The sequence below is a fragment of the Streptomyces sp. NPDC030840 genome, from assembly GCF_055572015.1.
The window spans coordinates 71,644-86,545 of sequence record NZ_JBVIEE010000010.1 but is presented as its reverse complement, the minus strand read 5'-3'; the positions used below and the strand labels follow the sequence as shown (position 1 = coordinate 86,545).

General features: G+C 72.1%; 16 protein-coding genes. 7 read left to right on the top strand and 9 right to left on the bottom strand.

The features are described from left to right. Nucleotides 1-91: 91 nt before the first annotated feature. Both ACZ49J_RS22425 and sigE read right to left on the bottom strand, forming a co-directional pair. Complete coding sequence (locus ACZ49J_RS22425) at nt 92-1,375, bottom strand: anti-sigma factor family protein (protein WP_467455809.1); 1,284 nt, start codon at nt 1,373-1,375, stop codon at nt 92-94. Then, nucleotides 1,372-2,073, bottom strand: coding sequence for an RNA polymerase sigma factor SigE (gene sigE / locus ACZ49J_RS22420; RefSeq protein ID WP_467455845.1), 702 nt, complete (start codon nt 2,071-2,073; stop codon nt 1,372-1,374). The genes ACZ49J_RS22425 and sigE overlap by 4 nt, the downstream gene beginning before the upstream one ends. Nucleotides 2,074-2,296: 223 nt before the next feature. Here sigE and ACZ49J_RS22415 point away from each other — a divergent pair, with 223 nt between their 5' ends. After that, nucleotides 2,297-2,995, top strand: coding sequence for an O-methyltransferase (locus tag ACZ49J_RS22415; RefSeq protein WP_467455844.1), 699 nt, complete (start codon nt 2,297-2,299; stop codon nt 2,993-2,995). Nucleotides 2,996-3,631: 636 nt separating this feature from the next. Here the strand turns inward: ACZ49J_RS22415 and ACZ49J_RS22410 are convergent. Beyond that, on the bottom strand, nt 3,632-3,799 hold the full coding sequence (locus ACZ49J_RS22410; protein ID WP_003966491.1) for a DUF3117 domain-containing protein: 168 nt from the start codon (nt 3,797-3,799) through the stop codon (nt 3,632-3,634). Between the two features lie 377 nt (nt 3,800-4,176). On the opposite strand from ACZ49J_RS22410, the gene chcB reads away from it, so the two are divergent. Continuing rightward, complete coding sequence (gene chcB / locus ACZ49J_RS22405; RefSeq protein WP_467455808.1) at nt 4,177-4,980, top strand: 2-cyclohexenylcarbonyl CoA isomerase; 804 nt, start codon at nt 4,177-4,179, stop codon at nt 4,978-4,980. A 172-nt stretch (nt 4,981-5,152) separates the two neighbouring features. On the opposite strand, the gene ACZ49J_RS22400 is transcribed toward chcB, so the two are convergent. Together ACZ49J_RS22400 and ACZ49J_RS22395 are read right to left on the bottom strand one after the other, a co-directional pair. Next, on the bottom strand, nt 5,153-5,719 hold the full coding sequence (locus tag ACZ49J_RS22400) for a DNA-3-methyladenine glycosylase I (protein ID WP_467455843.1): 567 nt from the start codon (nt 5,717-5,719) through the stop codon (nt 5,153-5,155). Between the two features lie 11 nt (nt 5,720-5,730). After that, nucleotides 5,731-6,084, bottom strand: a complete 354-nt coding sequence (locus ACZ49J_RS22395) for a DivIVA domain-containing protein (protein WP_467455807.1) — start codon at nt 6,082-6,084, stop codon at nt 5,731-5,733. Nucleotides 6,085-6,212: 128 nt separating this feature from the next. Here ACZ49J_RS22395 and folP point away from each other — a divergent pair, with 128 nt between their 5' ends. Continuing rightward, nucleotides 6,213-7,073 carry a dihydropteroate synthase gene (gene folP, locus ACZ49J_RS22390; protein WP_467455805.1) on the top strand — a complete coding sequence of 287 codons (861 nt, stop codon included), beginning with the start codon at nt 6,213-6,215 and terminating at the stop codon, nt 7,071-7,073. 170 nt (nt 7,074-7,243) lie between these two features. On the opposite strand, the gene ACZ49J_RS22385 is transcribed toward folP, so the two are convergent. Continuing rightward, complete coding sequence (locus ACZ49J_RS22385; RefSeq protein ID WP_467455803.1) at nt 7,244-8,002, bottom strand: LOG family protein; 759 nt, start codon at nt 8,000-8,002, stop codon at nt 7,244-7,246. Nucleotides 8,003-8,122: 120 nt separating this feature from the next. After that, complete coding sequence (dapE, locus tag ACZ49J_RS22380; protein ID WP_467455802.1) at nt 8,123-9,202, bottom strand: succinyl-diaminopimelate desuccinylase; 1,080 nt, start codon at nt 9,200-9,202, stop codon at nt 8,123-8,125. Nucleotides 9,203-9,343: 141 nt separating this feature from the next. On the opposite strand from dapE, the gene ACZ49J_RS22375 reads away from it, so the two are divergent. Together ACZ49J_RS22375 and ACZ49J_RS22370 are read left to right on the top strand one after the other, a co-directional pair. Beyond that, nucleotides 9,344-10,384 carry a heavy metal transporter gene (locus ACZ49J_RS22375; RefSeq protein WP_467455801.1) on the top strand — a complete coding sequence of 347 codons (1,041 nt, stop codon included), beginning with the start codon at nt 9,344-9,346 and terminating at the stop codon, nt 10,382-10,384. A 358-nt stretch (nt 10,385-10,742) separates the two neighbouring features. Beyond that, entirely contained in the window at nt 10,743-11,222 is a 480-nt protein-coding gene (locus ACZ49J_RS22370) for an ATP-binding protein (RefSeq protein WP_467455799.1), read from the top strand. Nucleotides 11,223-11,324: 102 nt separating this feature from the next. Here ACZ49J_RS22370 and ACZ49J_RS22365 read toward each other — a convergent pair whose 3' ends face one another. Together ACZ49J_RS22365 and fdxA are read right to left on the bottom strand one after the other, a co-directional pair. Further along, complete coding sequence (locus tag ACZ49J_RS22365) at nt 11,325-12,419, bottom strand: bifunctional succinyldiaminopimelate transaminase/glutamate-prephenate aminotransferase (RefSeq protein WP_467455798.1); 1,095 nt, start codon at nt 12,417-12,419, stop codon at nt 11,325-11,327. A gap of 97 nt (nt 12,420-12,516) precedes the next feature. Beyond that, complete coding sequence (gene fdxA / locus ACZ49J_RS22360) at nt 12,517-12,846, bottom strand: ferredoxin (RefSeq protein WP_134029414.1); 330 nt, start codon at nt 12,844-12,846, stop codon at nt 12,517-12,519. A 140-nt stretch (nt 12,847-12,986) separates the two neighbouring features. Between fdxA and ACZ49J_RS22355 the strand changes: the two genes are divergently transcribed. Then, nucleotides 12,987-14,033, top strand: coding sequence for a GNAT family N-acetyltransferase (locus ACZ49J_RS22355; RefSeq protein ID WP_467455795.1), 1,047 nt, complete (start codon nt 12,987-12,989; stop codon nt 14,031-14,033). Between the two features lie 17 nt (nt 14,034-14,050). After that, nucleotides 14,051-14,902 carry a transglutaminase-like and tetratricopeptide repeat-containing protein gene (locus tag ACZ49J_RS22350; protein ID WP_467455841.1) on the top strand — a complete coding sequence of 284 codons (852 nt, stop codon included), beginning with the start codon at nt 14,051-14,053 and terminating at the stop codon, nt 14,900-14,902.

Sequence of the window (14,902 nt, the reverse complement as noted above, 5' to 3'; positions counted from 1 at the left end):
AGATCGTCGACTCCGCGTCCGGGGTCAACCCGGCGGACGCGGCCCACCATGGATTCAACCAGGTTCACGGGCCGCGGCGCAGTGGACGGAGTCAGGGGACCGCGGGAGGGGTGGGTGTGGGGGACGTGGTCGTGGCGGGGGCCGTCAGCAGGCCCGGAGCAACGAACTCCGGCGTTGCCGGCCATTCCGCCGACAGCACGTGCGAGTTCGCCGAGAGCGGCCGTATGAGCGGGGACATCGCGGCCGCGCCGGCCAGCACCGGGGTGGTCAGCGGATGCGCGGTCTGCTGACTCCGGCCGGCCGGAGCGGGGACCCCGGGCAGCAGGGGTGCGGACACCTCGGTGGGCGCCACGGGGGCCTCGCCCATGAATCCGTGTCCCTGTCCGAGCAGCGGAGCGACGGATCCGCGGCGGCGCTGTGACTCGGGGACGGTGGGGGTGCTCGAACCTGGCGCCCGCATCGGCGTCACGTTGCTTCCCGAGCCCGGACCGCCCCGTGCCTCCGTGGTGTCCACCGGCACGCCGGTGGACATCCCTCCGAGTGCGATGGCGGCCAGTGACACCGCCCCGGCCGCCACGAAGGCAAACCGCAGGCCTCGCGAAGCCTGCCGATCGGCGTCGTGACGCCCGACGTGGTGGATACGGAAGCCACGGTCACCGCTGTCGCCGTGCCCCCCGGTGACACCACTGCCGGCGACGGGGGCAACGGCCTCCGCGCCCCGCGCGGCCCCGTTCCCGTCGGCGCCGGCGGCATCAGAGCCCTCCGACGGCCCTGGATTCCCGGACAGTCCCGGACCGGCGTCGCCGAAGTAGTCCCGTCCACTGGCGGGGGTCCGGTCGCCGAAGAACCCACGCCCGCTGCCGGGCAGCCCGCGGTCGCCGAAGAAGCCACGTCCGCCGGCGAACCCGCGGCCACCGAACAGGCGGCGCTCCTCCGACGGCGACAGCACACCGGAGTGCGGCCCCGACGGGACGTATCCGAAGGGCTCACCCCTCGCTCCGAAGATTCCGGGGCCCGCTACGGTCCTGGGATCACCGGGGAGCCCCGGTTCTGCTCCCGGACCCGGAAGTCTTCTCCCGAAGCCTCCCCCGCCCAGCGGTGAGCCACCGCCGTCGAGGTCACCTCCCCCGGGAAGCCCCTGGAGGCGGGCCAGGAAGCTCTCGGAGGGCGACGGAGGGGCCGCCTCCGCGAACACGTTCTTCAACTGGCGCTGGGCGTCCGCCTCCGCCTTGCACTTCGCACAGGTGGCGAGGTGGGCCAGGACGCGCTCACGCGCGTCATGACCGAGCTCTCCGTCCACCAGGGCGGAGAGTCGGTCCCCAAGATGCTGGTCGGCGACACGCCGCTCGCCGGGATTCGGCCGTGATCCACTCACGCGGTCGCGCCCCCTCCTCCCAGCGCCGGCACTCCGACGGCGAAGGTGCGGCGCTCGGCGCGGCGGGCCTCCGGCGAACGGTGCGCGAGGGCCTTGCGCAGCTGGGAACGGCCGCGGTGGATCCGGGAGCGGACCGTGCCGAGCTTGACGCCGAGGGTCGCGGCGATCTCCTCGTACGACAGTCCCTCGATGTCGCACAGCACCACGGCGGCGCGGAACTCGGGGGCGAGGGTGTCGAGGGCCTGCTGGACGTCCGCGTCGAAGTGCGAGTCGTTGAAGACCTGCTGAGGGGAGGGCTCGCGGCTGGGCAGCCGCTCGGCCGCGTCCTCGCCGAGCGCGTCGAAGCGGATGCGCTGCTTGCGGCGCACCATGTCCAGGAAGAGGTTCGTGGTGATGCGGTGCAGCCAGCCCTCGAAGGTGCCCGGCGTGTAGGTGGACAGGGAGCGGAAGACGCGGACGAAGACCTCCTGGGTGAGATCCTCCGCGTCGTGCTGGTTTCCGGTCAGACGGTATGCCAGTCGGTAGACCCGGCCGCTGTGCGTGCTGACGATCTCCTCCCAGGTGGGCGGAGTCCACGCCTGCCCGTCCGCGTCGGTGGAGAAGGTCGCGGTCTGGGCGAAGTCAGCGGCGTGGCTGTGGTCAGCGGTGTCGTTCACGGATTTCGGCCTGCCCGCCGACCCGAGAAAGCGCCGCAGCACTCCTCTCCGATCCACAGGCGCAGCCGCACCTCCCCTATCGGCTCTGGTGGTGTCCAGTGGAGCCCCTACCATAGCCACCTCGCCCGTTAGCTCCGGATAAGCGGTTTTACGAAATTTTGATACTCGCTGCCTCGGCTGATGGGCCTGTGTCAGCACTTGCTCGGTGTCCTGATCCATCCGATGCCCCCCGCCGTCTCTGCCACCCCTCTAAACGACCGGTCCCATCTGCGGGTTCCCGGGGCCAACGGATACAGTCACGCCGAGGCCACCGCGGGGACAGGAGAGGGTCATTACCGGCAACCGGCAGACGAGCTGGGCGTTCGCCGACGCCTTTGTCGCCGAGGACGAAGCTCTGCGCTGGGCCCGTGACCGGGCCCGTGAGGCGGGGCTGCGCTCGGTGTCGCCCGGCACGGGCGCCGCGCTGCGGTTGCTCGCCGCCACCGTGGACGCGAAGGCGGTGGCGGAGATCGGGACCGGGACCGGCGTCTCCGGGATCCATCTGCTGCGCGGTATGCGGCCGGACGGGGTCCTGACCACCGTGGACCCCGAGCCGGAACACCAGCAGTTCGCCCGGCAGGCCTTCCGCGCGTGCGGCTTCGCCAGCAACCGGGCCCGTTTCATCCCGGGCCGGGCCCTGGATGTGCTGCCCCGGCTCGCGGACGCCGGCTACGACCTCGTCTTCTGCGACGGTGACCGGCTGGAGTCCCTGGAGTACCTCGCTGAATCGTTGCGTCTGCTGCGTCCGGGAGGCCTGGTGGTTTTCGAGGGCGTCTTCGCCAACGGCAGGACCGTCGACTCGGGCCCGCAGCCCACGGAGGTCATACGCATCCGTGAGCTGCTGCGCACGGTCCGGGAGAGCCAGGACCTGGTGCCGTCGCTGCTTCCGGTGGGTGACGGGCTGCTGTGCGCGGTCAAACGGTGACGCGGGGCGCGTCCCGCGGACCCGGACGGGAATGACCGACCGGAGCGACCGGCTGGAGCGACCGGCTGGGGAGGCGGCCAGGGAAGCCGGAGCGGCCGGCCGCGAACCGGGGAGGCGGGAGTGACCGGCGGCGGGTAACCGGGGAAGTCGGGGCCACCGGGGCTACCCGGGCGACTGGGGAAGTCGGGGCCACCGGGGCTACCCGGGCCACCGGGGACCTCGGGGCCACTGGAGTCACCGGAACCACCGGAACCACCGGAACCGGAACCACCGGAACCACCGGCCGGAGGATGACCGCGGAGGCCTTATGACCGGCCAGAGTGACCGGTCACGGATGACCGGGCCGCTGAGGGCCAGGGCCACCGGCCGAGGACGACCGCGGAGGCCTCATGACCGGCCAGAGTGACCGGTCGCGGATGACCGCGGACAACCGGGGCCTCAGGGGCCTGGGTCCCCGGCCGAGGACGACCGCGGAGGCATCGTTACCGGCCAGAGTGACCGGTCGCGGATGACCGGGGAGGCGTCATGACCGGCCCGGGTGACCAGGCGCCGGCCGATCGACGGCCACCCCGCAAACAACCGCCCCGGCACCGCGTTCGGTGCCGGGGCAGTTGAAAGGGTATGGTCGCTTCCGCGTCAGCCGACGACCTTCTTGAGGGCGTCGCCGAGGGCATCGGCCTCGTCAGGGGTCAGCTCGACGACGAGCCGACCGCCGCCTTCGAGCGGAACGCGCATGACGATGCCCCGCCCCTCTTTGGTCACCTCGAGCGGGCCATCGCCCGTCCGCGGCTTCATGGCCGCCATGCTCGTTCCCCTTCCTGAAACCAGCTCAACGTCAGCCGACGGCCCCCTTGAAGGGCACGCGCGTTCCCCACTCGGACACGCGACACCGGCATCGAACACATTGCTTCCAGGCCATTATCCCGCATCTCAGGACCCGATGACCAACATCAGTCGGCATCGCTTGGGCAACGCGCGCGAGCAAAACCACTCAATTCGGCGATGTGGCTGCGATACTGCGCGACCCCACGGACTTCCGCCGGAGTTCCGCCAACCGGAATTCTTTGACGCAGGTCACATGTCCCGCCCGCGCCACCGCTGGTGATCTCCGCCATGCTGTGCGGGTGACCCAAGGACGTACCGACCGGTACGCCGGAGCCGCGACACGGAGGGGAACCACCATGGCCGACACCGTGCTCTACGAAGTGAGCGACGGACTGGCGACGATCACGCTGAACCGCCCGGAGGCGATGAACGCGCTGAACGTCGAGACCAAGGTCGCCCTTCGGGAGGCGGCACGGTCCGCCGCCGACGACGACGCCGTACGGGCCGTGCTGCTCACGGCCGCCGGGGACCGCGCGTTCTGCGTGGGCCAGGACCTCAAGGAGCACATCGGGCTGCTCGCGGCGGACCGCGAGACCGGCTCCGGTCAGACCATGAGCACCGTACGCGAGCACTACAACCCCATCGTGCGGGCGCTGGCGGGGATGGCGAAGCCCGTGGTGGCGGGTGTGAACGGGGTCGCGGCAGGGGCGGGCTTCGGCTTCGCGCTGGCCGCGGACTACCGCGTCGTCGCGGACACGGCGTCCTTCAACACGTCGTTCGCGGGGGTCGCGCTGACCGCCGACTCCGGCGTCTCATGGACCCTGCCACGGGTGGTCGGCCCCGGGCGCGCCACCGACCTGCTGCTCTTCCCGCGCAGTATCAAGGCCCAGGAGGCGTACGAGCTGGGCATCGCGGGCCGCGTCGTCCCGGCGTCCGAGCTGCGGGCCGAGGCGGAGAAGGTGGCCCGGGCGCTGGCCGAGGGCCCGACCCTGGCGTACGCGGCGCTGAAGGAGGCCGTCGCCTACGGGCTGTCCCACTCCCTGGAGGAGACGCTCGAGAAGGAGGACGAGCTCCAGACGAGGGCGGGCTCCTCGGAGGACCACGGGATCGCGGTGCAGGCGTTCGTCAACAAGGAGAAGCCGAAGTACCTGGGGCGCTGAGCGGTCGGGGACGGGCGGGCGCGGGGTGGGACGGGCGCGGGGTGGGACGGGCGCGGACGGGACGGGCGGCTGTGGGGTGGCAGTGCGGCGGCCCCCCTCTCCGTCCCGTACGGCTCAGGCTCGTGCTGATCGGCCCCGTGCGACTCGGTCCCGGCCCCGCCGGGGCGGCGGCTCAGCCGCGCCTTGCCGTGCAGTCCGACAGGTGGTCGTCGACCAGGCCGCATGCCTGCATCAGCGCGTACGCCGTGGTGGGGCCCACGAAGCGCAGGCCCCTCTTCTTCAGGGCCTTCGACAGGGCCGTCGACTCGGCCGTGACGGCGGGGACGTCGGTCAGGCTCTTCGGGGCGGGGCGGGTCGCCGGATCGGGGGCGTGGGACCAGATCAGCTCGTCCAGCTCGCCCGGGGACCATTCGGCCAGCACGCGTGCGTTGGCGAGGGTGGCGTCGATCTTGGCGCGGTTGCGGATGATGCCCGGGTCGGCGAGGAGACGGGCCCGGTCGTCGTCGGTGAAGGAGGCCACCGAGGCGATCTTGAAGTCGGCGAAGGCGGCCCGGAAGCCGGGACGTCGGCGGAGGATGGTGATCCAGGAGAGCCCCGACTGGAAGGCCTCCAGGGAGAGCCGCTCGAACAACGCGTCGTCGCCGTGGACCGGGCGGCCCCACTCCTCGTCGTGGTACGCCACGTAGTCCTCGGTCGACAGGGCCCACGGGCAGCGCAGCCTGCCGTCCGGCCCCTCCATCGCGGCGCCGCTCACCGGTGTTCCCCCTCCTCCGGCTTGTGCGGCGAGGTCGGCGGACCGGCCGAGCGGGCGCCCGCCAGGGCGGCCTCCAGGTCGGCGATCCGGGCGTCTCTCTCGGCGAGCTCGGCGCCGAGACGGCCGAGGGCGTCGTCCACGTCCGACATGCGGTAGCCGCGCACGGCGACGGGGAAGCGGAGTGTCTCCACGTCGGCGCGGTTCACGGGGCGGTCCAGCGGCAGGGGGTCCTGGAAGCGCTCGGGCGCGGCCTCGGGCAGCACGTCGCGCTCGCCGCCCCCCACCACGGCGAGCGTCACCGCGGCCACCACGACGGCCAGCGCGACGACCAGGAACAAGAACATGAACATCGCTGAGGTACCCCTTACTCTCGTGCTGCGCCTCCGGGGCGCCCCCGGCTCCGATCGTGCCATGCGAGTCTGACAGTTAAGGTCGCAGACGGCTAAGCAGCGGGAAGTACTGGGAGAGGTCACAGGGCATGCTCAGGCTGGGCAGGCGTGAATTCGGTACGCGGGAGCCGGTGATCATGGCGATCGTGAACCGGACCCCCGACTCCTTCTACGACCAGGGGGCCACCTTCCGGGACGAGCCCGCACTCGCGCGCGTGGAGCAGGCCGTGGCCGAGGGCGCCGCGATCATCGACATCGGCGGGGTCAAGGCCGGGCCGGGCGAGGACGTGACGGCCGAGGAGGAGGCGCGGCGGACCGTGGGCTTCGTCGCGGAGGTCCGCCGTCGCTTCCCCGATGTCGTCATCAGCGTCGACACCTGGCGGCACGAGGTGGGTGAGGCGGTCTGCGAGGCGGGGGCGGATCTGCTCAACGACGCGTGGGGCGGGGTGGACCCCCGGCTGGCGGAGGTCGCGGCGCGGTACGGGGTGGGGCTGGTGTGTACGCACACGGGGGGTGCCGAACCCCGTACGCGGCCTCATCGCGTCACGTACGACGACGTCATGGCCGACATCCTGCGGGTGACGGTGGGGCTGGCCGAACGGGCGGTGGCCCTCGGGGTGCCGCGGGACGGGGTGCTCATCGATCCCGGGCACGACTTCGGCAAGAACACGCGGCACAGTCTGGAGGCGACGCGGCGGCTGGGTGAGATGGTCGCGACGGGGTGGCCGGTGCTCGTGTCCTTGTCCAACAAGGACTTCGTGGGGGAGACGCTGGACAAGCCGGTGAAGGAGCGGGTGGTGGGGACGCTGGCGACCACCGCGGTGTCCGCGTGGCTGGGGGCGCAGGTGTACCGGGTGCACGAGGTCGCCGAAACGCGGCAGGTGCTGGACATGGTGGCGTCGATCACCGGGCACCGGCCGCCGGCCGTGGCCCGGCGGGGGCTGGCGTAGCGCCGGCGCCCGGGTTTTCCTCGCCCCCGCCGCCCCTACCCGTCCCATCCCTGGGGGCTGCGCCCCCAGAGCCCCGCCTGTCGGCCTTCAACCTCGTCCTCAAACGCCGGACGGGCTGAATCGGGGTCCGGGGCGGAGCCCCGGCGGGGGCGAAGAACACCCCGGCTCCCCTACCGGCCCGCCTCCTTCGACACCAGGGCCACCGCCTCGTCCACGTCGTCCGTCAGGTGGAACAGGAGCAGGTCCTTCTCCGAGGCCTTGCCCTGGGCGACGAGGGTGTTGCGGAGCCAGTCGACGAGGCCGCCCCAGTACTCGGTGCCGAAGAGGACGATGGGGAAGCGGGTGACCTTCTGGGTCTGGACGAGGGTCAGGGCCTCGAAGAGTTCGTCGAGGGTGCCGAGACCGCCCGGCAGGACGACGAACCCCTGCGCGTACTTGACGAACATCATCTTCCGCACGAAGAAGTAGCGGAAGTTGAGGCCGATGTCGACGTAGGGGTTGAGGCCCTGCTCGAAGGGCAGCTCGATACCGAGGCCGACCGAGATGCCCTGCGCCTCCACGGCACCCTTGTTGGCCGCCTCCATGGCACCGGGACCGCCACCGGTGATGACCGCGAAGCCCGCCTCGACCAGGCCGCGCCCGAGGGCGACCCCCGACTTGTACTCGGGGGAGTCCACCGGAGTCCTGGCCGAGCCGAACACGCTGATCGCGGGAGGGAGTTCGGCCAGTGTGCCGAAGCCCTCGATGAACTCCGACTGGATGCGCAGGACCCGCCAGGGATCGGTGTGGACCCAGTCCGAGGGGCCGCCCGCGTCCAGCAGCCGCTGGTCCGTCGTGCTCGCCTGCACCTGACCGCGCCTGCGCAGCACGGGACCCAACCGCTGCTCCTCCGGTGGCTGCTTCTTGCCCTCCGGGTTACCGGTAGCCATGTGCGCTCCCTCCGCCGTGCCGGGTCGTTCCACCTCAGCGTAGATCCACGCGGGTTACGGAGGGGGGACGTCGGCATGTCCGCCACGAACCGCCACGGCGATCGGCACGGCACGGTGCTGTCAGGAGGTCAGCCACTCCCTCAGGCGCTCCTCCCCCGCGATGATCTTCGCCGTCTCCACCCGCTCGTCCCGCTTGTGGGCCAGGATCGGATTCCCGGGGCCGTAGTTGACCGCCGGGACACCGAGCGCGCTGAAGCGGGACACGTCCGTCCAGCCGTACTTGGGCTGCGGGGTGCCGCCGACCGACTCGATGAAGGCGGCGGCCGCCGGGTGGGAGAGGCCGGGGAGTGCTCCGCCGCTGTGGTCGTCCACGACGAACTCCTCCACCCCGCAGTCCGCGAACACCTCGTGGACATGCGCCAGCGCCTCGGCCTCCGTACGGTCCGGCGCGTAGCGGAAGTTGACCGTGACCACGCACTCGTCGGGGATCACGTTGCCGGCCACGCCACCGGAGATGCCGACGGCGTTCAGGCCCTCCCGGTACTCCAGGCCGTCGATCACCGGGTGGCGCGGCTCGTACGACGCCAGCCGGGCCAGGATCGGGGCCGCCGCGTGGATCGCGTTGGAGCCCATCCAGCCGCGCGCCGAGTGCGCCCGCTCGCCCTTCGTCCTCAGCAGCACCCTCAGGGTGCCCTGGCAACCGCCCTCGACCTGCCCGTCCGAGGGCTCCAGGAGGACCGCGAAGTCGCCCTCCAGCCAGTCCGGGTGGGCTTCCGACACATGCTTCAGGCCGTTCAGGTGTGCGGCGACCTCTTCGTTGTCGTAGAAGACGAAGGTCACGTCGCGGTTCGGCTCCGGGACCGTGGCCGCGATCCGCAGCTGGACCGCCACCCCGGACTTCATGTCGCACGTGCCGCAGCCCCAGAGCACGCCGTCCTCGTCCAGCCGTGAGGGCACGTTGTCCGCGATGGGGACCGTGTCGATGTGTCCGGCGAGGATCACACGCTCGGCGCGGCCCAGGTTCGTGCGGGCCACGACGTTGTTGCCGTACCGGTCGACCGTGAGGTGCGGCAGGGCACGCAGCGCGCCCTCGATCGCGTCCGCGAGCGGCTTCTCGCTGCCGCTCTCGGAGGGGAAGTCCACGAGCCGGGCGGTCAGCCGCGCGGCGTCCAGCGTGAGGTCAAGCGGGGTGTCGGCCATGCGGACGACCCTAACGCGCCGCGGACCGTGCACCGGCCGCCGCCCGGAATGCGTCCTTCAGCGACCGAATCTCGCCACCCCTGGCACCAGTAGTCACAGACGCACACGTCGCTGACAGGTGTCTCCGATAAATTCGGAGGCGTGTCAGAGCTGTCCCCTCCTTCTCGTCGTCGCCGTGGCCGCGTCCTCCGCCTCGGGGCCGCATTCACCGTCCTTCTCGCGCTCGCGGGGTACCTGGCGATGCAGTACCTCACCGGCGGAACAGGCGCTCCGCGGTGCGAGGTGGTGTCGGGGAAGGGAGACGGCGCGTCGTACGAGTTCACGCCGGAGCAGGCCACGAACGCCGCGACGATCTCCGCCGTGGGCACCTCGCGCGGCATGCCCGAGCGGGCCGTGACCATCGCCCTGGCGACCGCGCTGCAGGAGTCGGGGCTGCGCAACATCACGCACGGCGACCGGGACTCGCTGGGCCTGTTCCAGCAGCGCCCGTCCCAGGGCTGGGGCACCGAGAAGCAGATCATGGACCCGACGTACTCGGCGGGTGAGTTCTACGAGCACCTCGCCAAGGTGCCCGGCTACTCGCGGCTGCCGCTGACCGTCGCCGCCCAGCGAGTGCAGCGCAGCGGCTTCCCGCAGGCGTACGCGAAGCACGAGCCGGACGCCACGCTGCTCGCCGCCGCCCTGACCGGCCGCGCGGCGGCCACCCTGACCTGCGAGGGGCGCCCCGGTGCGACCTCGAAGGGCGGCCCGGACGCGGTGCGGGCCGCGCTCGAACGGGACTTCGGCGGCACCGTGCTGCAGTCGGCCGCGACGCAGATGCGGGCCGACGCTTCCACGGGCACCCCCGCGCCCGCCAACGCCCCCGCGGCGGCCGCCACGCCCTCTTCCACGGCCCCGGCCGCCAACACCGTCACCATCCCCGTGCAGACCGGCCCCGGCTCCGGCAGGGCCTCCGAGGCCTCGCTCCGGCGTCGCGGCTGGGAGCTCGCGCACTGGGCCGTGGCCAATTCGTCGGCCCTGCACATCGAGCGGGTGGCGTACGCGGGCCGGGAGTGGGTCGCCGGCGGCCGGGCGGGCGAGTGGCGCACACCGGCGGACAGCGGCGCCTCCGGCAGCGCGTACGGCGACAAGGGCGCCGGGCGGGACGGTCTCTCCGAAGTTCGAATCGTCACTGGACAGTAGACGCCGACGGTCACCCGCAGGGGGTACGTCCAGCACGGCCCGTGGACGATGTGCGCAAATTTCCGCCCCCTCACCCGGGCTGCGGGGAGAAGCCCTCCGAACCCGTGAAAACCCTTGGGAACAAAGGGCTGTGTCCCTTCCACAGGGTTACCGGACAGCGTCCCTTCACCCGTTTTCGTCCGCATCCGATAATGCGACGCATTGCCAATTCTTTACACGGGATCACCGCAACCTTCGCGGCCTTCGAGCGGTAGTCACTGCGTCCGAACCCGGACGATCAAGGGCCGACCGGCAGCCAGCCGCTCAGCCCCCGGGAACGGTCGGACACTTCAACGTTCCCTCCCGTCAAAGGAGCACCATGTCCCTCCCCCTGACCCGTCGGATCGCCCGTGCCGCGCTGCTCACCGCAGCGGGAGCGGCCTCCGTGGTCGGTGCGGCCGGCTCCGCGAGCGCGGCACCCGAGCTCCCGGCCACCCCGAACGTCGGCGGACTGTCCACCCTGGACGGGGCGAACGTCGGCAACACCGCCGACGACACGGCGCAGAAGGTCACCGGGCTCGCGGGCAAGACCGGAGGCAAGGCCGTGAGCAAGACCCTGCCGGCCGCCGGCAAGACCGGTGGCAAGGTGGCCAAGACCGCGACGCCCGTCGCCCAGAAGACGGCCGGGACCGCGGCCGGCCAGGCAGGCGGCCTCCTCGGTGACGCCACGAAGGCGGCGGGCAAGGACCTGCCCACCAAGTCCGCCGGAAAGGGCAAGCTGCCGGCCAAGGGCAAGGGCCTGCCGACCAAGGGGCTGTCGACCAAGGGCACGCCCCTGAAGGGCGGCCTGCCGCTCTGACGAGCGGTTCCGGACCGGTGCGTGCTCAGGAGGGGGCCGGGGAACATCGCGTTCCCCGGCCCCCTCCTTTGCTGTCCTGCTCCCGCTGTGCCCGGTGGGCGCTCAGCGCAGCCGCTCCACCGCCGCCGCCACCCGCTCGTCCGTCGCCGTCAGCGCCACGCGGACGAAGCGGTCGCCCGCCGGGCCGTAGAAGTCGCCGGGCGCGACCAGGATCCCGCGCTCGGCGAGGTGGGCCACGGTGTCCCAGCAGGACTCGTCACGGGTCGCCCACAGGTAGAGGCTCGCCTCGCTGTGCTCGATGCGGAAGCCGTGGTCCAGCAGGGCGTCGCGCAGGAGGGTCCGGCGGGCCGCGTACCGCTCCCGCTGCAGGCGGACGTGCTCGTCGTCTCCCAGCGCCGCGACCACGGCCGCCTGGGTCGGCGCGGCCGTCATCATGCCGCCGTGCTTGCGGATCTCCAGCAGCGGGCCGAGGACCGCGGGGTCACCGGCCAGGAAGGCCGCGCGGTAGCCCGCCAGGTTGGAGCGCTTGGAGAGCGAGTGGACCGAGACGATCCCCTCGTACGAGCCGCCGCAGACATCCGGGTGCAGAACGCTGACGGGGTCGGCCTCCCAGCCGAGCTCCAGGTAGCACTCGTCGGAGAAGACGAGGATCCCGTGCTCGCGGGCCCAGGCGACGATCCGGGTCAGCTCGTCCTTGCCGAGCACGCGGCCCGTCGGGTTCGAGGGCGAGTTCAGCCACAGCAGCTTCAGACCGGCCGGGTCCAGCTCGGTGGGGTCGTCGTACACCTCGTACTCGGCGCGGGCGAGGCGGGCGCCGACCTCGTACGTCGGGTAGGCCAGGCGCGGGTACGCGACGCGGTCGCCGGGGCCGAGGCCCAGCTGGGTCGGCAGCCAGGCGACGAGTTCCTTCGAGCCGACGATCGGCAGGACGTGGCGGTGGGTGACCTCGCGGGCGCCGAGGCGGCGCTCCACCCAGCCCGTGATCGCGTCCCGCAGCTCGGGGGTGCCCCAGACCGTCGGGTAGCCCGGGGAGTCGGCCGCGGCGACCAACGCCTTCTGGATCAGGTCGGGGACCGGGTCCACCGGGGTGCCGACGGAGAGGTCGACGATGCCACCCGGGTGGGCCCTGGCCGTCGCTTTGTACGGCTCCAGCTTGTCCCAGGGGAAGGTGGGGAGCCGGTCGGAGACTGCGGACACGGGATCTGGCTCACTTTCTCGTACGTACGCCTCGGTCCCGTACGGCGATCAGGACGATCGTGCCGTACGGGACCGAGGTGGCGCGGGTGAGGACCGCTCAGTGCTCTTCCTGGTTCATCGGGGGCAGGCCCGCGATGAAGGGGTGGTCACGCTCGATCAGCCCCAGCTTGCTCGCGCCACCGGGAGAACCCAGCTCGTCGAAGAACTCGACGTTCGCCTTGTAGTAGTCCTTCCACTCCTCCGGGGTGTCATCCTCGTAGAAGATCGCCTCGACCGGGCAGACCGGTTCACAGGCGCCACAGTCGACGCATTCGTCCGGGTGGATGTAAAGGGACCGCTGCCCCTCATAGATGCAGTCGACCGGGCACTCCTCGATGCACGCCTTGTCCTTGACGTCGACACAAGGCTCTGCGATGACGTAGGTCACGCTGTCGTTCCTCCTCGATAGGGCGCTGGCGGGCCTCCTCAGGCTCCGCCGCCTGGCGCGCGGGAGCGCGGCGTCGTCGATGCCCGCACCTAGTATCTCCGTTCCTGGGCATGATCCGAACAGGAGGGGTGGCCCGACCTGTGGAATTCTCTACCGGCGCACGACTCGAAGTCCGTATCACAGCCGCTGACGTGGGCAAACGCGTCTCGGTACGACAGCTCTACGAAGATGCGCCCAAGGGTGAGTTGTTCACCGACACGGTCGGTGTTCTCACATCATGGGACGACGGCGTGCTCCTGATCACACGGCGGAACGGTGAGCGGGTGCGGATACCGGAGTCGTCACTGGTGGCGGGCAAGGTCGTTCCCGGGGCCCCGGCGCGCCGGCGGGGCCCCGCCGCCTCGTACGCGGAACTGGCACGGGTGGCCGCGCGGGGCTGGCAGCCGCTGGAGCGCGAGCCGCTCGGCGAGTGGGAGCTGCGGGCCGCCTCCGGATTTACGCGGCGCGCCAACTCCGTGCTGCCCCTCGGCGATCCCGGGCTGCCGCTCGACGAGGCGCTGGCGTCCGTACGGTCCTGGTACGCGGCCCGGGGGCTTCCCGCTTACGCACAGCTCGCCACCGGCGCCGAGGGCACGCAGGAGCAGCTGTGCGCGGAGCTGGAGCGGCGGGGGTGGGTGCGGGAGGTGACGGCCGAGCTGTGGGTCGGCTCGCTGGCACCCGTCGCCGACCACGATCTGCCCGGTGGGGTGGTGCTGTCGCGGGTGGCGGACGAGGCGTGGCTGAGCCGCTACCAGCGCAAAGGCGTGAGCGAGGTGGCGCTGACGGTGCTGGGGAGCGGCCCCTCGGTGTGGTTCGCGACGGTACCGGGACCGGCGGGCGCCCCTCCGGCGGCCATCGGGCGGTGTGTGGTGGACGGCCGCTGGGCGGGCTTCGCGGCGGTGGAGGTCGATCCGTCCCGTCGCCGCCAGGGCCTCGCCACCGCCGTCATGACCGCCCTCGCCCGCCAGGCCCTGGACGAGGGCGCCTCGGCCGGCTGGCTCCAGGTGGAGACGGGCAACACGGGGGCGCGGGCGCTGTACGGGGCGATGGGCTTCCGGGCGCACCACGCGTACCACCACTATCGGGAACCTGACGCGCCCGGTACCGGCATGGGCGGTTCCCCCGGCGAGCCGTACCGATCATCGTGAGCGGGCACGACGAGACCATGGGTGCGCCACGGCCTCCTGAGCCGGAGCGGGCCGCGGAGGTGCGGCGGCGGTTCGCGGAGGAGGCGCGGGCCGAGCGCCCGGATCTGGTGACGCTGTGCCTGCTGGTGGGCGCGGCCGGCGACGGAACGCTGGACGACGCCGGGGAGGACGCCGCGCAGATCGAACTCGACCGGCTGGCCGGGCAGGTGCCGTTCCGTCCCGGCGACCCCCGTGCCTGGGCGCTCGCACTGGCCGAGCTGCTCGGCGAGCGCTGCGGGTTCCGCGGCTCGCCCGGCGACTACCAGCGGCTGGAGTCGTCGCTGCTGCACGAGGTGCTGCGGCGGCGGCACGGGCTGCCCATTCTGCTGTCGGTGGTGTGGATGGAGGTCGCCCGGCGAGCCGGCGCGCCCGTCTACGGGGTCGCCCTGCCGGGCCACTTCGTCGTGGGGTTCGGGCCCCCTGAGGAACAGGTACTGGCCGACCCGTTCGAGGGAGGGCGCGTCCTGACCGGTGGGGACGCGGAGCTCCTGGTCGTGGGGGCCACGGGCGCGCGACTCGACCCGTCGATGCTGGAGCCCGCCGCCCCGCTCGACGTGGTGCTGCGCGTCCTGAACAACATCCGCGCCTGGGCCGCCGCCCGCCCCGAACGCTCGGACGTCTCCCTGTGGGCCGTGGAGCTCTCCCTGCTCCTGCCCTCCCACCCCGCCCGCCTGCGCCACGAGCACGCCCAGCTCCTCGTCCAGCGCGGCGACTTCCTGCGGGGCGCCGCCGAGCTCGACGCGTACGCCGACGTCGTATCGGCCGTCGACGAACAGGCCGCCGACCGGGTACGCGGCCAGGCACGGGCGGCCCGGGCGATGCTCAACTGA